This window comes from Acinetobacter calcoaceticus (assembly GCF_016508255.1).
Classification (GTDB): domain Bacteria; phylum Pseudomonadota; class Gammaproteobacteria; order Pseudomonadales; family Moraxellaceae; genus Acinetobacter; species Acinetobacter calcoaceticus_E.
This window is the reverse complement of the sequence record NZ_JADVKT010000001.1, coordinates 285,853-303,400: the sequence shown is the minus strand read 5'-3', so window position 1 is coordinate 303,400 and position 17,548 is coordinate 285,853. Positions and strand designations below refer to the sequence as shown.

Below are 17,548 nucleotides of genomic sequence, written 5' to 3'. Positions count from 1 at the left end.
ATTATACTAAGCGACAGTCATGTAAGATCAGTTTACTATAAAGATTATATAGCACTAAGACAAATGTTTAAGGAGAATTTTAATGTCAGAAAGTAAACAGTTTAGACGGAGCGTTTTTTTTATTTCTGATGGAACTGCAATTACTGCCGAGACCCTTGGACATTCGTTATTAGCACAATTCCCCAATGTAGATTTTGATATTCATATCATGCCGTATATTACAACTGAAGAGGCGGCAATGGATGTTGTGATTGAAATTAATAGATGCCAAACCAAAGATGGTTGTCTACCTTTAGTATTTGATACTTTAGTTGATCCAAACGCGCGAGAAATTATTAATACTGCTAAAGCAGTTAATTTAGATGTGTTTGAAGGTTTAATCAGTAAATTAGAACAAGAATTAGGTACACCGCCTACCACATTAGTTGGACAAACACATGCAGTGACTGATTCTGAGTCTTATAAAGCCCGTATTGATGCTGTTCATTTTGCGCTTGATAATGATGATGGAGCACGTACGCGTCATTATGATAAAGCGGATTTAATCTTAATTGGTGTTTCTCGTTCGGGTAAAACGCCGACCTCTATTTACTTATCGCTTCAATTTGGTATCCGTGTTGCAAACTATCCATTAACTGAAGAAGATTTGGATGATAACCGTTTGCCAGCAGTTCTAAGACCACATCGCAGTAAATTATTTGGTTTAATGATTGATGCAGAGCGGTTAGTTGCGATTCGTAGTGAGCGTAAGGCTAATAGTCGTTATGCAAGCTTTAGCCAATGCCAAATGGAACTTAGAGCAATTGAAGGAATCTATATTTCAGAAGGCATTAAATATTTAAACGTGACTGAAATGTCGATTGAAGAAATTTCAACGCGTGTTTTACAAATGACAGGATTAAAACGTCGTATTGGTTAAGTTAATCAATCGTTTATTTAAACCATTCAATTTATATATTTATTTGTGATTAAATTGAATGGTTTTAAATATAAAACACGAGAAAAATAAAAGTTTTGAATATAAAACAAATGGTTGTTAAAACGTTTTTATTGGTTATCAACCTGTGGGGTTTTTACACTCTAATTGTGAAATAAAATAAGAATATTGAAAAGAAATGTATATATTTTAGTAGATTGAAAAAATCTAATTATTTAATTTTACTAAATATTTTAAAAATCCATGGGAAAAAACATTAAATATTTAAAAAATGATAAATAGATCACACTATTTTTGCATTATGTGATTAATTGCAAATTTTAATTATACTTTCCCACCTCGATATGGAACTATCCGATTATCAAAATGCTAAAAAAATGTGTTTTTTCATTGGTATACATATTACCTCTCAATTTATATGCTGCTCAAGTGGATGAGTTGCGAGAGCAGGCTATTCACACTTACAAAACTGGACAAACTCACCAAGCAATATTCCAACTGGATCAATTGCTAAAAACTTATCCGCATGATCAAAAATTGCTAGCTGATTATTTAGTTGTAATGTCAAATGAAAAAAGGGATCTTTTGACTTTTCCACAGCATTTAACAAATATTAATTTGGTTAATTTTCCAGAATATGGACAGTTACCTTTAATACGTAATTTCCGTGATTTTAAACACTTTAAAAATGCGATTGATTGGTCGAATAAATTTAATATTCAAAAAACGCTTGATGGGCAGATTTTGTTAGCAGTTTTATATGCAGAAGCGCAAGATGTTGTAAATGCCAAAGCACAATTAACAAAAATTAATAGTAAAAGTCTGAAGACTGATCAGCTTGTACAAATAGCCTATGCATATCGTCTTATCAATTTACCAGTAGATGCTTTACCTGTAATTGAACAAGCATATAAGCAACAACCAAAGTCTTTTGCAGTTTTGCAAGAGTACAGTTATGACTTAGCGGCTGTAGGGGCTTATAACAAGGCTCAGCAGTTATTGCTTGCCAGTGATAAAAATGCACAAACAGAATCGTTACAACACTGGCTACAAGTCAGTGAGTTTTCTCAACGCGTAAATAATGCGATTGCTCGTTATAAATATTTGAATAGGGAGGGCTTGTCGGATAGTGAGGCCTTTGCTGAGCTTGATGCTGTGTTGAAGCAAGGGGAACAAATGCAGCCTTTGATTCAACCGTCAGATCCTAATTATTTAAGATTCCATTATGACTATATATATGCGTTAGATTTCCGTGGGCGTACACGTACAGTACTGGATCAATTTACTAAATTAAATGTACCTCTAGAAAAACTACCTGCCTATATTCGTCATGCAATAGCTGATAGTTATTTGGCTGAAAGACAACCACGACAAGCTGAACTTGCTTTTAAAACCTTACTTACTGAAAAAAACTACCCAGATATGACGGTATATACTGGACTTTACTATTCGTATATTGAACAAGAAAAGTATAAACAAGCTGAACAACTTTTGAGTGAGGTTGATCGTCTTGTTCCGATGTATAAATATAGTCAGGCAAAAGGGGTGGACAAGACAAGTCATCCAGATCGTGATGACTATATTAGTTTACAAGGTATGCATTTAGCGTATGCAAATCATCTTGATCAAGCAGAAAAGCATTTTCAGAAACAAGTAGATCTTGCCCCTGCTAATGAAGGCTTAATTAATAATCTAGCTCGTGTTGAGCGTTGGAGAGATAAACCTCTACAGTCTAAGCAAACTATTTCTCGTTTAAATGCTTTAACACCGGTTGCCAAAGATACTCGAATTAACCAGATGCAAAATGCTCAAGCTTTAGGAGATATTCCTGAATGGCGTAAAAATACTGAAAGTCTTTTGGAATATTACCCTGAAGATGGTGGAGTAATTAAAAGTCGAAAAGAGCTAGATGATCGTAATAGACCGACAATTTCTCACTCAACCACTTGGGGCCAAAGTAAGGCAGATAGTAGCGACGCTGTGAGTGGGCAGAATGGTTTAAAAGACCGTGAAATGGAAACCCGTCTTAATAGCCCTTGGATAAAAGATAATTATCGGTTATTTGCTTGGCATCAAGATCGTTACGGTGAATACCGTTTTGGTGATGTGCAGGACCAACGCTATGGCGTCGGGGCTGAATGGCAAGCGAACCGTAAGGCATTGTCCGCGATTTTGTCGCAAAGTACAGATGGCGGGCAAGCAGGTATTCGTGTTGATTGGTCGCAATGGTTAAATGACCACTGGCAATATCAATTGCAGTATGACAGTCAAGCCAATATTCCTCTGCAAGCAATTGATGCTGGTGAGGATGGAAAAGCTTACCGGGCTGCTTTGACATGGCAAAAAGATGAGTCACGCCAAATTGGGGCAAGTTACGGCCTAACTGATATTAGTGATGGTAATAAACAACAAGAGTTTTCGACTTTTTGGCGTGAACGATTGTTTGACGCGCCGCACCACATCACCTATGGAACCGTTCGTGGATTTTATGGCAGTAATAGTCAAGATCAGACCGCATATTTTAGTCCCAGCAATCATTACAGTGCTGAGTTAAATTTAAGTCATGACTGGGTAACTTGGCGTGAATATGAACGTTCCTTTAAACAGCATTTTGAGGCTGGAGTAGGGCTTTATAAACAAGCAGATTACTCAGCTAGACCGACCTATTCTTTGCAATATCAACATCAATGGCAGCTGTCACGAACTTGGCAACTTAATTATGGAATTGGTTGGCAATACCATCCATACGATGGTCATGATGAACAGCATACCTACGGTATTTTTGGATTTGAAGGGCGCTTTTAATGAATAATATGATGTCAAAAATGTTGGGCTGTGTAGTTGCTTCAATATTATTACCCGTACAATTTGCTTATGCCCGTATTGAAACAGAACTACCAAAAAATCATATGGTTTCTTTAACTTTTCATGATGTACGAGATGACGTGCTAAAGGAGGGTGACCGTGATGTTTATGCGATTCAGACAAAGAATCTGGCTCAGTTCTTCGATTGGTTAAGTCACTCTAACTGGAAGCCGATTCGCCTAAAGGATATTGAGGAAGCCCGTCAGCAAGGTAAGGAATTACCACATAATTCTATTTTATTGACCTTTGATGATGGCGCTTTAAGTAGCTACAGCCGTGTATTCCCGTTACTCAAACAATATCAAATTCCCGCTGTTTTTGCCATTCCAACGAGTTGGATGAACGGTAATACTAAAGCAGGTTATGAGGCCTATGGTCAAGGGAATCTAGTAAATTGGGTTCAACTTCGCGAAATGCAGGCATCTGGCTTAGCTGAATTTGCAAGTCATAGTGATGACCTCCATCACGGCGTATTAGCAAATCCCCAAGGCAACGAGCAACCTACTGCGATTTCTTATGCATATTTAAAATCACAGTCTCGTTACGAGACTGACGGAGAATATCAAAAACGTATTTTGCAGGATTTAAGAAAATCTTATGCAGTTTTAAAGAAAGAAGTGGGTGTTTATCCTAAAGCAATTATCTGGCCTTATGGCGCCGTGAATGAGCAATTAGAAAAATTGGCACAGCAAGCTGGGTTTACGCTTTCTTTCAGCTTGGGACGTGATGGGATGAACCGAGTTGATGATTCAACTTTTAACCGAAGCCTAATTGTAAATAATCCAACTGCTGAGCAGTTAACTGAAGCGATGTTAAATATTCTGAATTTTGAAGAATTAGATTTATTTAAGCAACCTCGTCACTTTGTGAGTATGAATTTAAACCAACTAGCGGCTCAAACAAATTCCCAAACAGATGAAAAATTAGGGCAGTTATTGTCAAAACTATATAGCCTGAAAAACAATGCTTTAATATTAAAGGTATTAGATGATCAAGATGGAGATGGGCAATATGATGTTGCCTATTTTCCTACAGATAAAATGTCAGTTAAACAGGACATTTTAAACAGGAGCTTATGGCAGGCTCAAACACGTGCGGGTCAGGCGGTAATATTAGAGTTGCCAGCTTATCCACAAAAAAATAAGCCCTTTCTAACTGTAGATTTGGCTAAAGATATTGCGCGCTTAAATAGTAATTTAAGTGGTATTCAGCTTAATGCTGGAACATCCTTAAATTGTGCAATGCAAAAAATAACCGTGCGAGAAAAGAGCTGTATTGAACAATCGGAACAACTTAAACAACTGAGCCAACTGACTAAAAAAGCTGTGAAACCTTATTTAAATATGAGTAATCAGGGACAATTTATTTTGTTGCTTACTCCTGATTTAGAGCACGTAGAAAATCTACCAGAGCTTTTAACAACAATTTTATCACAACATGACTTAGTCAATCTTAAGTTCGATATTGTTGGAAAGAAAAAACAATTTGATCAGGTATTAGCACTTTTAAATACACTTGATAAAAAATATAAGCAAAGAGTTATGTTGACTTTAGTATTGCCAGAAAGCTCTCAAAAAGCTGCTTGGAAAGAAGTACAGCAAGCACTTTTTTCAATTCAGCGTACAGGAATTCAGAAATTCGGTATCGATGGTTATAGTTTTGAGAAATCTGGTGATGTACATCAGTATTTATATAATCCAGTCAGTTTGAACTCTAGTCCAGTAATGTATCAACCTTTTGCGGGCTTGACTGTAGAGGGGAAAAAGTAATGAGGGTATTACTCGATATTCTATTTGCTTTCGCTTTTTTATACCCTTTACTTATGGCTTGGACATGGATGGTCGGGGGGCTATGGTTCTTTTTTAAAAGAGAATATGGTGAACAAAAGCTTCCTGAACCGACCAATGAAGGGTGCAGTATTATTATCCCTTGCTTTAATGAAGAAGCTCAAGTACGCCAAACGATTCGTTATGCGCTGCAAACTAAATACCCTAATTTTGAAGTAATTGCAGTGAATGACGGAAGTAGTGATCGGACAGCGGAAATTCTTGATGAACTGGCATTACAAGATTCACGCCTACGAGTTGTGCACTTAGCAGAAAACCAAGGAAAAGCAGTTGCTTTAAGATCGGGCGTATTAGTGAGTCGATATGAATATTTGGTTTGTATTGACGGGGATGCTTTGCTACATCCACATGCTGTTCTTTGGTTAATGCAACCATTTCTAAACTTTCCACGGATTGGCGCTGTCACAGGTAATCCTAGAATTTTAAATCGCTCAAGTATTTTAGGGAAATTACAGGTTGGTGAGTTTTCTTCAATTATTGGATTAATTAAGCGAGCGCAGCGGACGTATGGCCGTATTTTTACGGTATCGGGTGTAATTGTAGCATTTAGAAAAACTGCCTTAGTGCGTGTTGGTTTTTGGTCTGATGATAAAATTACTGAAGATATTGATATCTCTTGGAAGCTTCAAATGGACCATTGGGATATTCAATATATTCCTCAAGCACTTTGTTATATCTATATGCCTGAAACGTTTAAAGGCCTTTGGAAGCAGCGTTTACGTTGGGCACAAGGTGGGGTGGAAGTCTTATTAGAATACATTCCTAAAATGTTCAAAATCCGTCTGCGTCGTATGTGGCCTGTCATGCTTGAGGCTTTAGTCAGCATTGTGTGGTCATATGTCATGATTTTGATCTTTATTCTATTTTTTGTAGGATTATTCATCGATTTACCCCAACAATTTCAAATTAATTCACTCATGCCTCAGTGGTATGGGGTGATATTAGGTGGAACATGTCTTGTTCAATTTTTAGTAAGTTTATGGATAGATCATCGTTATGACCGCGGCCGATTTTTTAGGAATTATTTCTGGGTAATTTGGTATCCATTATTTTTCTGGTTACTTACTTTGTTCACTAGTGTTGTTGCAGTACCTAAAACTATATTTAACACGAAAAAGCGTGCTCGTTGGGTCAGCCCGGATCGAGGCTTCCGTGGAGATAATTCATGAAAAATGAAAAAAGTACTGAAATAGAAGTCTTAGATATACCTGAATATATTGATCAACCTGAATATGTGAAAAATAAAGTTGCAAACTATACTTTGCAGACAATTGGTTGGTTCTGCTTGATGTGGTTCCTTTTTCCACTTGTCTCACTATTCTTGTGGTTTTTCGAAGGGCATCTCATTTATGACTATGTATGGGTAGATAATATTTCAGAAGTAAAAACTTTACTGCATTTACTACTTTTAATATGTCTAAGTGCTTTGGTTTTAATTTTATGGGCAAGCTATAACTGGCTTAGATTTCATGGTGATGATCGCCGTAGCAAGGCACCTAATAGTTCTACTGAGTTGTTAGCAACCCAATTTTCGGTGACTCCCGAAACATTAAATGAACTGCAAAAATCCCAGCGTATTATTTTGCATTATGATGATCATGGTAATTTACGAAAATATGAACTGAAATAAAAAAAAAGCATGGTCTCAAAACCATGCTTTTTTATTTTCATGCTGATGTTCTAACAATTACATCGATAGGGTGGTCGGTACCATCCATACTGTGAATTGATGTATTGGTTACCTTAACAATGGGCCAAGTTTGTAATTTACAGTTAGATTTTTGAAGTGCTGCATAATAACTATCAGACTTAAAAAATACTTTTTTAGTTGTGGCAATATTGGGTGTTAAAAGGCGCTTCAGCCATGTTTCGCTGACTTGAGTATCAAGAAAACGTAATGCTAAAAGGCTTTTAATACGATTGTTGAATAATCTACGGTTTTTAATAATGAGTGGATGAGTAATTAATTTATTTGTGCTCATTTGACTATGAGGCAAAATAAAGTGAGGGGTAATTTGAAATACGGTGATAAATTTTGCCTGCTGGCAAATTTTTTCTAAATGAGTAACAGTGTCTTGGTTTGTTCCAATTATTGCGACAGATGAATGTGAAAAATCAAATTCCTTAATTGAGGTTGATGAAATAATTTGACCAGTAAAATTTTCAAAATCTTGAGGTGTATTTTTGAAAATTACTGATTTTGAAGCATTATTTTTAGTATAAATACTCATTTTCCAAAAGTCCTTTTGGTTTTCAATCATAGTGTTTTTTTATCGTTTTAATATAAATAACCAAGCTGAAAGTTCGGGTAAAGTCTTTTCAGATAGGTGGTTACCTCATGCCTGATACAGGCTCAAGCATGAGACTTGATATGTTAGTTAGTTTGCTGATTTCACTTGCATTAATTGAGCGAAGCTGTCTAAACGTTTATTTGTATCATATACATCACAAGTAAAAATAAACTCGTCAACATTGTAAGTCGCTAAAAGCTTTTCTAAACCAGTGCGAACCGTATCTACAGAACCAATTTGGGCTATCTTATAGAAATTTTCAACAGAAAGCTGTTCTGCTGTATTCCATAAACCACTCATTGATTCAACTGGTGGTTTAAGTTTTAAGCTTTCTCCACGAATTAAACCTAATACGCGTTGGTAAGCACTTGTTGCTAAAAACTGTGCTTCTTCATCAGTAGTTGCGACCACAACTGGAACACCCATTGAAACATAAGGTTTATCTAAATATTCAGAAGGCTCAAAGTTTTCACGATAAAGCTGAATGGCTTGACCTAACATACGAGGTGCGAAATGAGAGGCAAAGGAGTAAGGTAAGCCAAGTTTTGCAGCCAATTGGGCGCTAAAAAGACTAGAACCAAGTAACCAAACAGGAACATGTGTATTTTGTCCTGGAGTTGCAATAATTTTTTGTCCAGCTTGAGGTGCATCAAAATATTTGAGAATCTCAACGACATCTCTTGGAAATTGATCTTCTGTTTCTTGATGTCCACGGCGTAAAGCACGCATAGTGACCTGATCTGTCCCGGGAGCACGGCCTAAGCCTAGCTCAATACGATTTGGGTATAAGGTGGCTAATGTCCCGAATTGTTCTGCAACCACTAAAGGAGCATGGTTTGGAAGCATAATTCCGCCTGAACCTAAACGGATATGCTGGGTATGAGCCGCGATAAAACCTAGTAATACAGCCGTAGCAGAGCTTGCGATTCCATCCATGTTGTGATGTTCTGCAAGCCAGAAACGTTCATAGCCTAGCTTTTCTGCATGTTGAGCGAGCTCTAAAGCATGACGCAATGAAAACTCAATGGTTTTATCATTACGAATGGGAGCAAGCTCCAAAATTGAAAATTTGGTGTCTTGAAGTGATCGCATGCGATATTCTCAAAAAACGTTATATCGAAATAATACGATATAAAGAGGCTCATGTATATCGTTTTATTTCGATATAAATTTAATACCCAAATAAAAAAGCACCACTAGGGTGCTTTTTGATGTCTATATACCAATTAGTGGTGTTTATACCAACCACGGTGCAAGCCATTATCATGACGATAATAAGCACGATCATCGCGGTCATAACGACGGTCATCACGATCATAACGACGATCGTAACGGCGGTCATCGCGATCATAACGACGGTCATAACGGTCATCATAGTTACGGTCTTGACCAACTTTACGGCCTAAAGCAGAACCACCAGCAGCACCTATAGCAGAACCAATGTAACCACCGTTAGTACCGCCCATGTTTTTACCAACTGTATAACCAGCACCGCCACCTAAAGCGCCACCAAGGGCAGCTTCTGTACGATTGCGACGGTCACTCGCTGCTGCGGCACCCCCAGCACCACCTAAAGCAGCACCAATTGTTGCACCTGTCGTACCGCCCATACTTTTACCAATTGCTGTACCAAGAACGCTACCTAGAGCTGAAGTTGCAGCAACACGCGTACCATTATCTGCATGTGCAACTGTCACCATAGATGATGTTGCAATTAATGCACTAGCTAACCAAATATTCATTTTCATCTTGCAGCTCCATGTCCTTTTTACTGAGAAGGACAGTATTTTTATCTTGAGATAAATGTAATGAAAAATTTCGTGATAATTATGGAGAAGCCTAAAGGCGATACGATAGTTTTGTGTCTGTTTGTATTGTTTGTATTAATCTGTGGATGAATCATGAGCAGGAGAAAGATGATGAATATTCATCGTCCTAACAAAAAAGCACCCGAAGGTGCTTAGAATTGTTTCATCAAATTTGATTAGTGATGACGATGGTGTCTTTTCTTCCAGTGCTTATTAGAATATCTATCAGCATCGCGGTCTTTAGAAAGTTTATTACCTAAAGCACCACCACCAGCAGCACCTAAAGCAGCGCCAACATAACCACCATTTGTACCACCCATGCTTCTACCAACGGTATAACCAGCACCGCCACCTAAACCACCGCCAATTGCAGATTCTGTACGGTGACGACGGTCACTTGCAACTGCTGCACCACCAGCACCACCTAAAGCAGCACCAATTGTTGCGCCAGATGTACCACCCATGCTTTTACCAATTGCAGTACCAGCGACACTGCCTAAAGCAGAAGCAGCTGCTACATGTGTTGTATTGTCAGCATGTGCAACCGTTACCATAGACGTTGCTAAAACAGCGCTACATAACCAAGCATTTAATTTCATTTTCTACTCCGTGTCCTTAGCAGCAGGACCATATATCTTTTGTTACGGCAAATGTAACAAAACACGTTTCATAAAATATGGAGAACCATCAATTCATTATTGTAGTTTAGTGTCTGGTTTGTATGTTTTCTATTAAAATAGAATATTTAATACTCATCTAGATAAACATGAGTCTCATTTAATTTTAATGAGTTTATTACTGGTGATCTGAACATAGAAAATTGATTAAGGCTCTCGTGGCAGAAGACACATGTTTGTGTTGCGCGTACAGTAAAAGAAGGGATGTATGTGAGTTGCCTTGATCTCATCTGAAATCATTATATTTATAAGTTACTACTTAACGTGAAAGTTAATGAATTGGCTGATTATATATGTCATTTAATGGGCATAATCTGTAAACTATGCGCTATTTTTACGATTTCGCTTATCTTCTAATACTTACATAGCATTAGATAAGCTTTTTGGACTTTTGAGATATTTCCTTTTATGAAAGCGTCACTCCGTTTACGACTTGATCAACTCTGTGATCGACATGAAGAACTTACCGCATTGCTTGCAGATGTGGAAGTGATCTCCGATAACAAACGTTTCCGTAAATTGTCTCGTGAACATAGTGATTTATCTGAAATTACCGAAGTTTGGGGTAAATACCGTCAAGCAGAAGAAGATATTGAAACTGCTGAGATGATGAAGTCGGACCCAGACTTTAAAGATATGGCAGAAGAAGAAATACAAGCGAATAAAGATTTGCTTGTAGAATTAGAAAGCCAGCTCAATATTTTGATGATTCCAAAAGATCCGAATGATTCTAATGCAGCTTATTTAGAAATTCGTGCCGGAACAGGTGGTGATGAGGCTGCAATTTTCTCTGGTGACTTATTCCGCATGTACAGTAAATATGCCGAGACACAAAAGTGGCGTATAGAAGTACTTTCTGAAAATGAAGGTGAGCATGGTGGTTTCAAAGAAGTCATTTGCCGTGTAGACGGTGATGGCGTATATGGTCGCTTAAAATTTGAAAGTGGTGCGCATCGTGTGCAACGTGTTCCTGCAACTGAATCACAGGGGCGTGTGCATACTTCGGCTTGTACAGTTGCGATTTTGCCTGAAATTGATGTGGATACAAATGTCGAGATTAATCCGGCAGATTTACGTATTGATACTTACCGTGCTTCGGGCGCGGGTGGTCAGCACATTAACAAAACTGATTCGGCGGTACGTATTACTCACCTTCCAACAGGTACAGTTGTTGAATGTCAGGAAGAACGTTCACAGCATAAAAACAAAGCCAAAGCGATGGCATTGTTAGTTTCACGTTTAGAAAATGCGAAACGTGCAGCGGCTGATGCAGCAACGTCTGAAATGCGCCGTGATTTAGTAGGTTCTGGTGACCGTTCTGAACGTATTCGTACTTATAATTACCCGCAAGGTCGTATGACTGACCATCGTATTAACCTGACCCTATATAAATTAGATGCCATTATGGAAGGTGATTTAACTGAATTGCTTGATAGCTTACATCGTGAATATCAAGCCGATCAGCTGGCAATGCTTGCACAGGAAAATGGCGGCTAATGAACATTGCTCAAGCGCTTGCAATTCGTGGTGAGCCTGACAGTTATGAACGTCAGGAAAATGCTTGGTTACTTGAGCATTTTCTAAAAATCAATTCGCTTGAATTAAAGTTTAAACTTGAGCAAGAGTTAACTGTCCAGCAAGAGCAAGACTACTTGGCTGGGCTTGAGCGTATTCAAAATGGTGAACCTTTAGCTTATGTAACAGGTTCACAGCCATTTTGGACGCTCGATTTAAAAGTAACATCTGATACCTTAGTACCACGACCTGATACTGAGGTTTTGGTTGAAACCGTTTTAAATCTAAATTTGCCAAAGAATGCAAATATTGTGGATTTGGGAACGGGGACAGGGGCGATTGCACTTGCATTAGCGAGTGAGCGTCCAGATTGGCAAGTAACGGCAACTGATATTTATGCACCTACTTTAGAAGTTGCAAAAGAAAATGCACAAACCCATGGATTACAACAAGTGAAATTTGCTTGTGGTGCTTGGTTTGATGCTTTAGAGAAACAGCAATTTGATTTAATTGTTTCTAATCCGCCTTACATTGACCCTGAAGATGAACACATGCAGGCATTGGCAACAGAACCACGCCGTGCATTGGTAGCAGACCATAAGGGTTTGGCTGATATTGAAATTATTATTACTCAAGGAAAAAACTGGTTAAAACCACAAGGCTGGATTGTTCTTGAACATGGTTATGATCAGGGACAGGCTGTTCGAAATATATTTGCTGAGCATGGTTTTAGTGAAATTAAAACCATTCAAGATTACGGCCAAAATGATCGAGTCACTTTGGCGTGCTGGATTTAAAGTTATTTTTGTAGTGTATCTCGCCAACGTAATAACCAGTTTTCTATAAGTTTCATTAAGCTATCGGTCACTTTACCCAATAGGGCCAATAAAATAATTGCAATAATGACAATATCTGGGCGGGATGTTTCTCGACCATCACTTAATAAATAACCGATTCCTTGAGTGGCTGCAATCAGTTCAGCAGCAATCATAAACATCCACGATAAGCTTAAGCTGTTACGTAAACCCGTTAAAATTCCCGGAGATGCTGCTGGTAAAATAATAGATATAATCCGCTGAAAAGCATTGAGCCGATAAACTTTTCCAACCTCAATGAGCTTTCTATCTACATTATGAATTGCTGCAACCGTATTGGTATAAGTTGGAAAGAAAGCTCCGATAGCAATAAGCGTAATTTTCGAAGCTTCATCAATTCCTAGCCAAAGCAATAACAATGGAATCCATGCAAGGCTTGGAATTGATTTAATTGCAGAAAAAGTCGGCTCTAAATAAGCTTCTGCTTCTTTACTTAATCCAACCAAAATCGCAAAAATTAACCCTAGACTGCTTCCGACAATGAAACCTATTAAAACCCGCCATGTACTAATATAAATATGTGCAAACAAATTGCTATGCGCCAGATCCAACAAAGACTGCCATAAGCTGCTTGGTGCAGGCAGTAAATAAGCATCGATATAGCCATTTCTGACTAAAAACTCACAGCCAACTAAAAAGATTACTGGAATGAGTAATGCTTTAAACCAGCGAATAAATTTTTTATTTAAATGCTTGTTTTTAGCTTTTAAAGTTTGCTGAGCTAAGAAGTGTTTTAGCTCAGCTTTATTGATTGAATCACCCATATATTATTTCACAACTTTTTGAGCAAAACGAGGGTCTAACAACTGGTCAACGACTTGATTCACATTGGTGCTTTTTCTTACCAAGTCTTCTTCCGTCAAAATTCTCCCAGAACGTTTCAATGCCTGTGCTTGGGATGCAGATGGAATATTTTGATCAAAGTTGGTTCGGCTTAGTTGTAGCTTAGCTACAGGCAGAGGTAACTTAGATTCTTGTGCTAACAGTGCTGCTACTTTATCTGGGTTGGCTTTTGCCCATTTTCGAGCTTGTTCATAGGCTTTAATGACTGCTTCAACAGCTTCGGGGCTTTGCTTTGCAAAGTCTTCTTTAACGCTAAGTACGCTAAAACTGTTAAATCCAATATTACGATAAAGTAATTTAGCACCTGACTGAATTTGAGCTGAAGCCATTAAAGGATCAAGTCCAGCCCAAGCATCTACTTGTCCACGTTCCAACGCCGTTTTGCCATCAGGATGTTGTAAGTGAACAAGCTGCACATCACGCTTACTTAGGCCTACCGTATCTAATGCTTGCAAGGTAAATAAGAACGGATCTGTTCCTTTGGTCGCGGCAATTTTCTTACCTTTTAAGTCTTTTAAACTTTTAATTGGTGAGTTTTTTGGCACAACAAGGGCTGTCCATTCAGGCTGACTTTGCACATAGACAGTTTTAATTGGACTTCCATTCGCTTTACTTAGTACAGCTGCTAGTCCCGCTGTAGATGCAAAATCGATGCTATTACTGTTGAGATATTCTAATGATCGGTTACTCCCTTGACTAAAAACCCATTTAATTTGAGTGTTGGGAAGTGCTTTCTCTAGAAGTTTTTGATCTCTTACCACTAAACTTGTTGGAGCATAATAAGCATAATCAAGTTTAAGGGTGGTTGGAACTGCCGCAAAAGCAGATGAAGCAAATACAAACCCCAGTGTTGATGCCAACAAAGCCTTTGGTAAAGCAAATTTTGATTTTAAAGACATACTAAAAATATAACCAAGTCAAATAATAGAGCATCCTTACATGGGTTTGATAAGTTCCAAACTTAGTTATTTTGATTTAGAAATCAGGCTGAAAGATAAAAGTGTAGATGAAATTATAAGTAACTGTTTTTATAATGGTTATTAAAATATAAATAATGTGCTTATCTAAAGTATTGAATTAAAAAGACATAAATATAATAAGCTTAAGTGTTAATTCCATAAGCTTATGTTCGATAGTATGCTATTGCTGGTGTGCTATTAAATTATCTCGATATGCACCTGGACTAACGCCAGTCCATTTCTTAAAGGCACGGTGAAATGCGCTTGGATCATGAAAGCTTAAATCTTCACTAATATCTTGAATTGAATCACTGGTTTTGCTTAAACGTTCAACAGCAATATCACAGCGGATCTCATTTTTAATTTGCTGATAACTTACTCCTTCATGTTTTAGTCTGCGTTGAACGGTAGCCTCAGAAATATTAAGTTGCTGTGCAACATCTTTTAACTCAGGCCATTGTGAAGGATGAAGCTTCAATAAATGGCGGCGAATAAGAAGACTCAGGGCATTTTTATTTTTGAAGCGAACTAAAAGATTTTGTGGCGTTTGCTCTAAGAAATCATAAAGTGATTTCTTATCTTTTTTAATTTTAATATCTAAGTAGTGAGCATCGAATTCGACTCGATTTATGTCGGCATTAAATTTTATATCTGCACAAAAACGGACCAGATAGTCTTGAATATCCTGAGGCTTAGAGCAGCGTACTGATATGCTATTTAAGGTAATTCGTTGGTCTACTAACCAACACATAAGCCCGTGTATTAATATTAAAAAGGTTGCATAGGTAAACATGCGTTTAGGTTGTTCACGATCATGAATCACTAAATAAGCTTTTCCTTGCTCCCGAATTAATTCTCCACGCATGTCATCAAGCACAAAGTTAAAAAACTTTAAAATGTCGTAGAGTGCTTTTTCTAAAGTTTCTGCGGTACTAACGAGTTTAGTCAGTAATTTATAGCTGCCACGACGCATTGGGTGGCTATCCATCCCAAAGAATTCATCGTTCATTACATTGGCAAGCTCGATCCATAATTGGGCATATGTCATAACAGGCACACGAGCCTTTGGAGACATCAGTAGTTCAGCGGGAATACCTGCATTATTTAGAATGATTTGTGTATTTAGCCCTTTGGCATAAGCCATACTCAGCGCTTCATGTACTAGCGCAATCGAAATTGTTCCTTTACTCAAAGAAGATTGGACAACCATGTCAGAGACTCATATTTTATAAACTTATTTCAAGTGAAGTATTTAATATTCAAGATCTGGAGTGATCAAAAGTTGCAAACATTTTGCTGCTTTTTGAAATTGTATCGGAAAAAAACAACTTTTACTCTCACTACTAAGCTTAAAGAACATTTCTATAGGACATTAAATCATGAAAATTCAAGGGAAACATTTTGTAATTACAGGGGGTGGCTCTGGTTTAGGTGCTGCAACTGCCGAATATTTAGTACAGCAAGGTGCTTCTGTTACATTGGTAGACATGAATGTAGAAGCGGGTGAGCAGCAAACAAAGCAATTAGGATCAAAAGCTGACTTTGTAAAACTTGATGTAACCGATGAGCAAGCTGCTGAACAGTTCTTTAAAGATATATTGGTAAAACATGGCAGTTTGCATGGTTTAGTCAACTGTGCAGGTATTGGTCCTTCTGCGAAGGTGGTTGGCCGTGAAGGTGTACATGATTTAGGGTTGTTTTCAAAGACTTTGCAGATTAATGTCACAGGTACATTTAATATGCTGCGTTTTGCAGCGGATGCAATGAGTAAAAACACAGTTGAAGCAGGTGAAGAAGATCGAGGCGTAATTATAAATACAGCTTCTGTGGCAGCTTTTGATGGGCAAATTGGTCAGGCAGCATATTCAGCATCTAAGGGTGCTATTGTGGCCATGACATTGCCGATTGCTCGTGAGTTGGCACGCCATGCTATTCGTATTATGACGATTGCACCGGGAATTATGGAAACTCCAATGCTTAAAGGTATGCCTCAAAATGTTCAAGATGCTTTGGGGCAAATGGTGCCGTATCCATCTCGTTTAGGAAAACCAGAAGAGTTTGCCCGTTTGGTTGCCCATATTGCTGAAAACTCATATTTAAATGGCGAAGTTATCCGTTTGGATGGTGCTATTCGTATGGCGCCAAAATGATGAGAAGGCCTTTTAATCATTGCTTGTGAAATAGCCCCAGTTGAAGCAATAAATTTCTTAACAATAAACGTTGAGTGCAAAAAACCGCATGGCATTTGCGGTTTTTTGCAATTAAAAGAAATATCCGTTTTCGTTATTCAAGGTTGGCTTTGGCTTCCTCGCCAATTAAATAAAAGGTTCCACCAGCGATATAGTGTAGGCTTCGAAGTTCTTTTGGAGCATCTTGAAAGTGCCAATGTCCATCTCTAAAAACACGGTTATCTGCCCATGCGCCCACAACAGAACCAATAAATAAATCATGAGCTGCCTGATTATGCGGTTCAGGAATAAGTTTGCATACGAGCCATGCGATACAACCTGATACAAGTGGGCTTGTAAGCCCTTCTTGATAAAATAGCTCTACTCCACAATGTTTAAGTTTTTGTGGGTCGTCTAATTTACTGATTGTTCCTAACCGTTGGGTCATATCTAGCTGAGCAAAGCAGGGAACTTGTAGTGTGAAATAGCCGCTTTGTTCCACAAGTTGTCGGGTTTTAGTACTCTTATCTAAAACTACAGACACTTTGGCTGGCTTAAATTCTAAGGCACATGCCCACGCAGCGGCCATAACGTTGCGATCATCTTCATGCTGAGCAGAAACTAATACCGTTGGACCATGATTTAACAGGCGATAAGCTTTTTCTAATTCGACAGGTGCAATATATGATTGAGACATATTTAGCCTAAGTGATAAAGAAAATAGATACCAAGTATTGTTGCAGAAAGTAGGGTAGATGTAATG

At 38.0% G+C, this 17,548-nt stretch carries 16 protein-coding genes and 1 pseudogene; 8 read left to right on the top strand and 9 right to left on the bottom strand.

The window, feature by feature from the left end:
- Nucleotides 1-82: 82 nt before the first annotated feature.
- The 5 genes from I5515_RS01435 to pgaD all read left to right on the top strand — a co-directional run bounded on the left by I5515_RS01435 (nt 83) and on the right by pgaD (nt 7,279).
- Nucleotides 83-919, top strand: coding sequence for a pyruvate, water dikinase regulatory protein (locus tag I5515_RS01435; RefSeq protein ID WP_075431463.1), 837 nt, complete (start codon nt 83-85; stop codon nt 917-919).
- Between the two features lie 384 nt (nt 920-1,303).
- The gene (pgaA, locus tag I5515_RS01430) at nt 1,304-3,742 is read left to right on the top strand and encodes a poly-beta-1,6 N-acetyl-D-glucosamine export porin PgaA (RefSeq protein WP_199964420.1); all 2,439 of its coding nucleotides are present in this window, start codon (nt 1,304-1,306) and stop codon (nt 3,740-3,742) included.
- Nucleotides 3,742-5,571, top strand: a complete 1,830-nt coding sequence (pgaB, locus tag I5515_RS01425; RefSeq protein ID WP_199964419.1) for a poly-beta-1,6-N-acetyl-D-glucosamine N-deacetylase PgaB — start codon at nt 3,742-3,744, stop codon at nt 5,569-5,571. Before pgaA ends, pgaB begins: the two co-directional genes overlap by 1 nt.
- Nucleotides 5,571-6,818, top strand: a complete 1,248-nt coding sequence (gene pgaC, locus I5515_RS01420; protein WP_199964418.1) for a poly-beta-1,6-N-acetyl-D-glucosamine synthase — start codon at nt 5,571-5,573, stop codon at nt 6,816-6,818. Before pgaB ends, pgaC begins: the two co-directional genes overlap by 1 nt.
- Nucleotides 6,815-7,279 (top strand): poly-beta-1,6-N-acetyl-D-glucosamine biosynthesis protein PgaD, encoded by a 465-nt coding sequence (pgaD, locus tag I5515_RS01415; protein ID WP_199964417.1) that lies wholly within the window; start codon nt 6,815-6,817, stop codon nt 7,277-7,279. The genes pgaC and pgaD overlap by 4 nt, the downstream gene beginning before the upstream one ends.
- A 37-nt stretch (nt 7,280-7,316) precedes the next feature.
- Here pgaD and I5515_RS01410 read toward each other — a convergent pair whose 3' ends face one another.
- The 5 genes and pseudogenes from I5515_RS01410 to I5515_RS17645 form a co-directional block, all read right to left on the bottom strand.
- Nucleotides 7,317-7,880 carry a flavoprotein gene (locus I5515_RS01410; RefSeq protein ID WP_199964849.1) on the bottom strand — a complete coding sequence of 188 codons (564 nt, stop codon included), beginning with the start codon at nt 7,878-7,880 and terminating at the stop codon, nt 7,317-7,319.
- 147 nt (nt 7,881-8,027) lie between these two features.
- Nucleotides 8,028-9,032, bottom strand: coding sequence for an LLM class flavin-dependent oxidoreductase (locus I5515_RS01405; protein ID WP_199964416.1), 1,005 nt, complete (start codon nt 9,030-9,032; stop codon nt 8,028-8,030).
- A 134-nt stretch (nt 9,033-9,166) separates the two neighbouring features.
- Nucleotides 9,167-9,688: a hypothetical protein gene (locus tag I5515_RS01400; protein WP_199964415.1), complete on the bottom strand. Its 522-nt coding sequence runs from the start codon at nt 9,686-9,688 to the stop codon at nt 9,167-9,169.
- A gap of 236 nt (nt 9,689-9,924) precedes the next feature.
- On the bottom strand, nt 9,925-10,347 hold the full coding sequence (locus I5515_RS01395) for a glycine zipper domain-containing protein (RefSeq protein ID WP_199964414.1): 423 nt from the start codon (nt 10,345-10,347) through the stop codon (nt 9,925-9,927).
- A 196-nt stretch (nt 10,348-10,543) separates the two neighbouring features.
- Nucleotides 10,544-10,638: pseudogene (locus tag I5515_RS17645) on the bottom strand (LysR family transcriptional regulator); the annotation flags it as partial.
- Between the two features lie 195 nt (nt 10,639-10,833).
- Here I5515_RS17645 and prfA point away from each other — a divergent pair.
- Nucleotides 10,834-11,922 (top strand): peptide chain release factor 1, encoded by a 1,089-nt coding sequence (gene prfA / locus I5515_RS01390; RefSeq protein WP_199964413.1) that lies wholly within the window; start codon nt 10,834-10,836, stop codon nt 11,920-11,922.
- Nucleotides 11,922-12,737 (top strand): peptide chain release factor N(5)-glutamine methyltransferase, encoded by an 816-nt coding sequence (gene prmC, locus I5515_RS01385; RefSeq protein WP_199964412.1) that lies wholly within the window; start codon nt 11,922-11,924, stop codon nt 12,735-12,737. The genes prfA and prmC overlap by 1 nt, the downstream gene beginning before the upstream one ends.
- 2 nt (nt 12,738-12,739) lie before the next feature.
- Here prmC and I5515_RS01380 read toward each other — a convergent pair whose 3' ends face one another.
- The 3 genes from I5515_RS01380 to I5515_RS01370 all read right to left on the bottom strand — a co-directional run bounded on the left by I5515_RS01380 (nt 12,740) and on the right by I5515_RS01370 (nt 15,827).
- Entirely contained in the window at nt 12,740-13,579 is an 840-nt protein-coding gene (locus I5515_RS01380; RefSeq protein WP_199964411.1) for an ABC transporter permease, read from the bottom strand.
- 3 nt (nt 13,580-13,582) lie between these two features.
- Nucleotides 13,583-14,557, bottom strand: coding sequence for an aliphatic sulfonate ABC transporter substrate-binding protein (locus I5515_RS01375; RefSeq protein ID WP_199964410.1), 975 nt, complete (start codon nt 14,555-14,557; stop codon nt 13,583-13,585).
- 241 nt (nt 14,558-14,798) lie between these two features.
- Nucleotides 14,799-15,827, bottom strand: coding sequence for an AraC family transcriptional regulator (locus I5515_RS01370; protein ID WP_199964409.1), 1,029 nt, complete (start codon nt 15,825-15,827; stop codon nt 14,799-14,801).
- Between the two features lie 169 nt (nt 15,828-15,996).
- On the opposite strand from I5515_RS01370, the gene I5515_RS01365 reads away from it, so the two are divergent.
- Entirely contained in the window at nt 15,997-16,767 is a 771-nt protein-coding gene (locus I5515_RS01365) for a 3-hydroxyacyl-CoA dehydrogenase (RefSeq protein ID WP_199964408.1), read from the top strand.
- A 133-nt stretch (nt 16,768-16,900) separates the two neighbouring features.
- Here I5515_RS01365 and I5515_RS01360 read toward each other — a convergent pair whose 3' ends face one another.
- Nucleotides 16,901-17,482: a flavin reductase family protein gene (locus I5515_RS01360; protein ID WP_199964407.1), complete on the bottom strand. Its 582-nt coding sequence runs from the start codon at nt 17,480-17,482 to the stop codon at nt 16,901-16,903.
- Nucleotides 17,483-17,548 lie beyond the last annotated feature (66 nt).